The sequence below is a fragment of the Paenarthrobacter nitroguajacolicus genome (assembly GCF_029952445.1).
In the GTDB taxonomy this organism is placed as follows: Bacteria; Actinomycetota; Actinomycetes; order Actinomycetales; family Micrococcaceae; genus Arthrobacter; species Arthrobacter nitroguajacolicus_B.
Genome location: NZ_JAQPPK010000004.1, coordinates 186315 through 192332, shown reverse-complemented (window position 1 = coordinate 192332; position 6018 = coordinate 186315). Strand labels below are relative to the sequence as shown.

6 protein-coding genes and 1 pseudogene are annotated in these 6018 nt (G+C 62.8%); 4 read left to right on the top strand and 3 right to left on the bottom strand.

The window, feature by feature from the left end; translation table 11 throughout:
* On the top strand, positions 1–122 hold a 122-nt coding region (locus tag PJL15_RS04525), incomplete at its 5' end, for an integrase core domain-containing protein (RefSeq protein ID WP_281450021.1).
* Positions 123–226: 104 nt separating this feature from the next.
* Here the strand turns inward: PJL15_RS04525 and PJL15_RS04520 are convergent.
* Positions 227–2965 carry an FG-GAP-like repeat-containing protein gene (locus tag PJL15_RS04520; RefSeq protein ID WP_281450015.1) on the bottom strand — a complete coding sequence of 913 codons (2739 nt, stop codon included), beginning with the start codon at positions 2963–2965 and terminating at the stop codon, positions 227–229.
* A 285-nt stretch (positions 2966–3250) separates the two neighbouring features.
* Here PJL15_RS04520 and PJL15_RS04515 point away from each other — a divergent pair, with 285 nt between their 5' ends.
* Positions 3251–3487, top strand: a complete 237-nt coding sequence (locus PJL15_RS04515) for a hypothetical protein (RefSeq protein ID WP_281450014.1) — start codon at positions 3251–3253, stop codon at positions 3485–3487.
* 40 nt (positions 3488–3527) lie between these two features.
* Here the strand turns inward: PJL15_RS04515 and PJL15_RS04510 are convergent, their stop codons facing one another.
* Together PJL15_RS04510 and PJL15_RS04505 are read right to left on the bottom strand one after the other, a co-directional pair.
* On the bottom strand, positions 3528–3815 hold the full coding sequence (locus PJL15_RS04510) for a MoaD/ThiS family protein (protein ID WP_281450013.1): 288 nt from the start codon (positions 3813–3815) through the stop codon (positions 3528–3530).
* Between the two features lie 7 nt (positions 3816–3822).
* Entirely contained in the window at positions 3823–4983 is a 1161-nt protein-coding gene (locus PJL15_RS04505; protein WP_281450012.1) for a WD40/YVTN/BNR-like repeat-containing protein, read from the bottom strand.
* A gap of 82 nt (positions 4984–5065) precedes the next feature.
* Between PJL15_RS04505 and PJL15_RS04500 the strand changes: the two are divergent.
* A pseudogene (locus PJL15_RS04500) lies at positions 5066–5167 on the top strand (L-serine ammonia-lyase, iron-sulfur-dependent, subunit alpha); the annotation flags it as partial.
* 60 nt (positions 5168–5227) lie between these two features.
* Positions 5228–6007, top strand: a complete 780-nt coding sequence (locus PJL15_RS04495) for a LacI family DNA-binding transcriptional regulator (RefSeq protein WP_281450020.1) — start codon at positions 5228–5230, stop codon at positions 6005–6007.
* The last annotated feature ends 11 nt before the right edge of the window (positions 6008–6018 follow it).

Genomic DNA, 6018 nt, shown 5'->3' with positions numbered 1-6018 from the left:
ACTCCAACAACCACCGCGCACAAGCCCTCACCGGCTGGCTAGACTTCTACAACCACCGACGCACTCACTCAGCACTCGGAGGACGACCACCCATCAGCAGATGTAACCAACCTGCTGGCTGAGTACAGCTAGCACGTCGCCTTCGTGACGCTCCCGCCTTGTTGCTGGGTGCCGAGACAGGGAAAGCCCGGCATGTCGCCTGACATGCCGGGCTTTCCGGTTCCTGCTAACGAGGATCCAGTACCACCGATTGGAAGCTCCCCTGGCCTGTACCCGTGTACAGGAGGAGCGATCCGTTTCCAGCGACACCCACCACTGCCGGATTGCCCGTTCCCGTGAAACCAGTCCCCAGCGCGGCGATCGAACTGAACATGTTCCAGCCGGTCCCCAAAGCGACGCGCGCCAGGAAGCCGCCACTGCCATTGCCGGGATAAAGCCACAGAGCGCCGTCGGTTCCCCTGGCCATCACGTCCTCCCGGCCATCACCGTTGAAGTCGCCGCCCTGCACCACGGTGTCAAAGATGTTCCATCCTGTGCCGATCTGCTTCCACGGAAGGAACCCGCCCGTACCGTTCCCGGGGTAGAGCCACAAAGTACCGTTGGCGGCGCGTGCCACGAGATCAGCTTTGCCGTCACCGTTGAAATCGCCTGGCGCGAGCAGCTCAAGGAAACCCTGCCACCCCACGCCGATCTGCTTGCGGGCCAGGAACTGGCCGCGGCCGTCCGTGGGGTACAGCCAAAGCACCCCATCGGCTGTCCTTGCCACCAGGTCCGGGTGCCCATCGCCGTCGAAATCTCCGGCGCTCAAGACCGTGTTGAAGGCATTCCAGCCCGTCCCAACCAAAACCCGTGGCAGGAAGCCGCCCGAACCGTTCCCCGGATAAAGCCACAACGCTCCATCGGTTCCGCGGGCCAGGATGTCCGCGACAGCGTCGCCGTCGAAATCTCCTGCTTCCCACACCTGGCTGAACTGGTTCCAACCGGCGCCGATGACCATCCGGCCAGCAAAGCCACTTGTATCGCCCGGGTAAAGCCGCATGGTGCCGGACGACGTCACCGCCAGGACATCCGACAGCGAATCGCCGGTGAAGTCCTGGCCGCCAACCAGGTCGCCGAGTCCGTTCCAACCGATCCCTATTACGGTGCGCGGCAGGAAGCCACCAGTCCCGTTGAAGGGATAAACGTACAGCGTGCCGTCACCTGCCCGGGCCAGGAGACCTCGCCCGGCACTGCCCAAGGAACCGGCGGCGGTGATGCTGGTGAAACCGTTCCAGCCCGAGCCGACCTGGCTCCAGGCCCTGAAGCCTCCTGCACCATCCCCGGAATATACCCAAAGGCTGCCATCGGATTTGGTGGCCATCAGGTCGAAAAGGCCGTCCCCGTCGAAATCCCCTGCCCCAATCAGGCTTGCAAAGCCCTGCCAGCCGGAACCGATCTGTTGCCTCGGGAGGAAACCACCATTACCGTCACCCGGATACAGCCAGAGGACGCCGTCGCTCGTTCGCGCCAGGATGTCCCCGTGGCCGTCTCCGTTGAAGTCCGCGGTACCGACGACGGCGTCGAAAATGTTCCACCCGTAGCCAACCTGCCGGGGGTTGTCCAGCCTGTTGCCCGGCAGGCCCGCGTAGAGCATCAGGGAGCCGTCGGACTCGCGGGAGAGGACATCGGCGAGTTTGTCGCCGTCGAAATCACCCGCCGACAAGCGCATCTTGGCTGTTAGCCGCGGGTCGGCCGTGATGGTGACGGTGGCCGACGTCGAGGACACGGCATTCATGGTCACCTGGGTGCCGGTGTACGTAGTGAAGGTGCTGCCTGCCTGCCAAGCGTGGTTGCTGGCGTACCAAGGGTCGGAGAAGGGCTTGGTGGAGGGCATGAGGATCAAGGAAGAAGCAATGGTGGCGCCGCCGCGCTGGGCGATCTTGACGCCCATGTTTCCGGGTTTACCGGCTGTGCCCAGATAGTTGTCATAACCTGCCGGTTCCCGCAGTTCCAGGTAATAGACCTCCTTACTGACAGGATCGGTAAATTTGATGGCCCTCTGCGCTTCGGTGCCGCCCCAGGGCTTGAGCGTGTAGCTCTTCGAACCGGTCGCGATCCCTACGTCCCGGATCTCGTCACCGCGGCCCAGGCCGGCGTAGTCCCAGAACGTGGAGCTGACCACGGGCAACGAGTACTGGGCCGCTCCCATGATGTCCGTAGTGTCGCCGTATTCGCGGATGTAGCAGGACGGGTCGGTGAATTGGCCGCTGCTGTTGACCCCGACGTCGGACGCCCCGCTGCCGCATTGCAGCGCGTCCGCATGCATCAGGCCGATGACGTGCCCGAACTCGTGGCTCATCACGTTGTTGGTGAAGCTGCTGATCTGCGGCAGGAGAACGCGACCGCTGTAGCTGCCGCTGCTGTAGCCGGCGCCGAGGGCGTTGCCCGACAACGTGGACGTCGGGATGAAAATAACCAGCGCCGTATATGGGCTGGCGGTCCAGTTCAGCTCGCTGGTGATGGTGGAGATGATGGTGCTGTAACTATCGGTGGACCGGGCTTTGGACTGATGCCCGGCAACTTCACTGGCCACCGTCATGGACAGTTTGTTGGCCGTCATGGCTTTCCAATAGTTGCTGGTGGACACGACAGCCTTCTCAGCGTCCGCCATGGAAACCGGGTTGGTGTTGTCCGCCAGCTTCGCAGTGACCAGCTTGATGTTGATGGTGCCGCCCGGACCAACTGCTGCGGCCCCGTCACGCAGCAGGGACTCGACGTCGGCCTGGCCCTTGGTGGGTTGCTTGGCGTCCGGGAGCGGCGTCTCGAAAACATGCTCTGAATGCGGTGTGCCCTCAACGAACTGGACGTTCGGATTATCTGGTCCGGGGAGGGGCACGGCCTTGGCGGGGGCTTGGACAAAAAACAGGCCGGTGGCAAATACCACCAAGCCTGTGGACAGCGCGATCGATCGCCGTAAAACACCCATTGGATCTCCCGGGAGGACGGAGCCTGTGGTTGCTGTACATCTCAACAACCGAGATCAGGCTACAACTGTGCGCGGGCTGGCCTTCGGAGGTACGCAACCAGAGTCGGCGCGTCCTGCGTGTGCTTACCGTCCCGGGCCGTCATCGCGGCCCGGGGTCCGGCAGGAAACGCAACCATCCCGGAATGCTAACCGGACCCTAACCATGCCGAAATACCCCCGCAACATTGCCCCGCCACACTGGAATAGCCGGCAAATGCAGGCACCAGCTCCAGCCAGGAGGACACCATGCTGAAGGAAGTCACCACTCACACAACACGAATTCGCGCGATCAGCCAGCTCCACCGCGGAGATGAAATCGAGGCCCGCATGTCGGTAGGGCCCGCCTACGACGACGTGGTGATCCGTCGCGGACGCGTCCAGGAAACGGCGCCGGGGATCGGCGTTGTATGGATCATGGATCACGCTTCCGGGATGAGGAAAGCCATCAATACCGACGAATGCAGTGTTTGGCGCGTCGCCTGAACGGTTTCTCCTTGAAACCAGGCTGGACGCCCACCACCTTTCAGCCGCCGGCTACGGACTGGACAATCAAAACCTCCTGGCCTGCCGCGACTTCCGTATCGAGACCATTCAAGCGCCGGACCTCCTCGCCGTTCACGTAAATATTCACGAAACGGCGGAGCGCACCGGTTTCATCACGCAAACGCCTGGCCAGGACCGGATAATCTCCGGTCACCGAGTCCAACAACTGTCCAACGGTCACAGCACCGTCGGCGGACGCAGTCAGATAGGACTGTCCGCCGACGAGAGGCTGCAGGACACCAGGCAACAGGACCGTAAAGTCAGCCACAACGGGCCTAACCGGGTACCGGGGCGCTGGCTGCCGCTGGCTCTTTGGCTGCGCTTCCACTTTCGCTGCCAACCACGATGGCGGCACGTACGCACAGCACGTCCGGCAAGTGCGAGGCCACTTCAGTAAAGGTCTCGCCCTCGTCGGCGCTGGCATAGACAGAACCACCGCGGGTTCCGAAGTAAACGCCCACAAGCTCAGCAGTATCTACGGACGCGGCGTCCCGGAGGACAGCGTTGTATTCGTGGTCCGGGAGGCCCGTGTGCAGTTCCTTCCAAGTGCTCCCGGCATCGTCGGTCCGGTGGACGCTGAGCTTGCTTCCGGGCGGGATGCGTTCGCCGTCGGCCTTCAACGGAATCACCCAGGCCGTACCTTCCCGGCGCGGATGCGTGAGCATGACAAACCCGAAATCGGCAGGCAGCCCCTCTGCGATGGAGTCCCAGTTCTCGCCGTTATCGTCCGTCCGGTACACGCCGTGATGGTTTTGCGCATACAGACGGCCTTCGACGGCGGCATCGGCGGCGATCTTATGGACGCATTGGCCGAACTCCGGATTGGGGTCAGGCATGAAGTACGCCGAGATGCCCTTATTGCGGGGCTCCCACGAGGTGCCGCCGTCGAGCGATCTGTATACCCCGCCAGTGCTCATGGCGATGTGGACCTTCTCGCCGGACCCATCCACCACGATCGAGTGCGCCGCCGCGCCGCCGTAGCCCGCACCCCATTCGCTGCGGTGGGGGTGGTCCCAAAGTCCGCGGTTCAGCTCGAAGTGTTCACCGCCGTCGGTCGATTTCCACACTGAAATCGGCTCGCATCCCGCCCACACCACGCCCGGGCGGGAGTCGGCGTCGGGATAGATCTGCCAGATGCGTTCCAGGGCGGCGTCGGTGCCGTCCGGGAATTTGATGGCACCTTGTTCGGGCTCGGTCCACGTAGCGCCGAGGTCGTCTGAATGTGCCACGGTGGGTCCCCAGTGCTCTGACCGTACCCCCACCATGATCCGTGTTTTGCCGTCCCGCGTATCAATCCCGATGCTGGGTATCTCGCTCATCAGGAAGTGCGGGCCGGAGAGAGACCATTCTTTGCGGTCCGGGCTGGTTGCCAGCCACAGTCCTTTCTTGGTCCCGATCGCCAGGACATAACTTTCTGCGGTAGCCATGAGTCCCATCGAACCATCGCCCGGTGGGCAGGGCAATGGCTTTTGTGGGGCTATGTGGAAGCTGACGCGACAGTAGTCCCCCACAGGGACTTTGGAACGTCAACTCATCCTCGGACTGACCTGCGGCCGTGTGGGCGGACTGGTCCAAATCCCCTGCATCGAACGCAACGCCATGGCAAGCAACAGAGCGATCAACGCCGCCCGGACAAGGAGACCTCCCGGGCGACACCAGCCAACTGGCTATGCTGGTGTCATGCGTCGAAGCAGTGAGCTAACGTCCCTTCCTGTCCCGTCCGCCATGCTGCTGGTCCGTGATTTTGTAAACACGGTCGAATGGCAAGAGGATGCGGACAGCTGGTCCGGTCCTGAAGACCTTGAGCGGTGGTATTCGGAACGTGCAGACATAGCCGTCATGGCGCAGACTGAAGACGATCTTGCGCAGGCCCGGCGCTTGCGGGAAGGTCTGCGGAATGTGCTGTTGCAGCACGCAGGTCATGAGCCGGTTGCCGGGGCGGCCACGGAACTCAATGAGGCCCTGGGCCGGATTTCTCTTCGTTTTCGCGTGGGTGACAGCGGTGAGCTGACTATCGGCGCGGACGACGACCTGGTGGACCCACTGGGCTACGTCCTCTCCGCTGTGGACTCGTGCCGTGTTGGAGGGACATGGGAACGGCTGAAGGTCTGCGCCCGAGACTCATGCAGGTGGGCCTACTGGGACGAGTCCCGTAACGGGGCCGGGCGATGGTGCTCCATGGCGTGGTGCGGCAACTACGCCAAAATGAGGACGCGCAGCGGCAAGCCCCTCGCCGCGGACGAACTGTCTCCCACGCGAGGTGAATACCGTCCGGCCCGTCTTCTCGATGTGGCTGCCAAAGCCGGCGTTTCGATGAAGACAGTTTCCAACGTCATCAACGCAACCGGTAACGTCGCCCAGGCTACGCGGCTGAAAGTTGAGGACGCTATCCGCGAACTCAATTACTCTCCGAACCCTGTCGCACGGGCACTCAGAAAAGGGGCCCGCCAAGGCGATTGATTCGCCCCCTG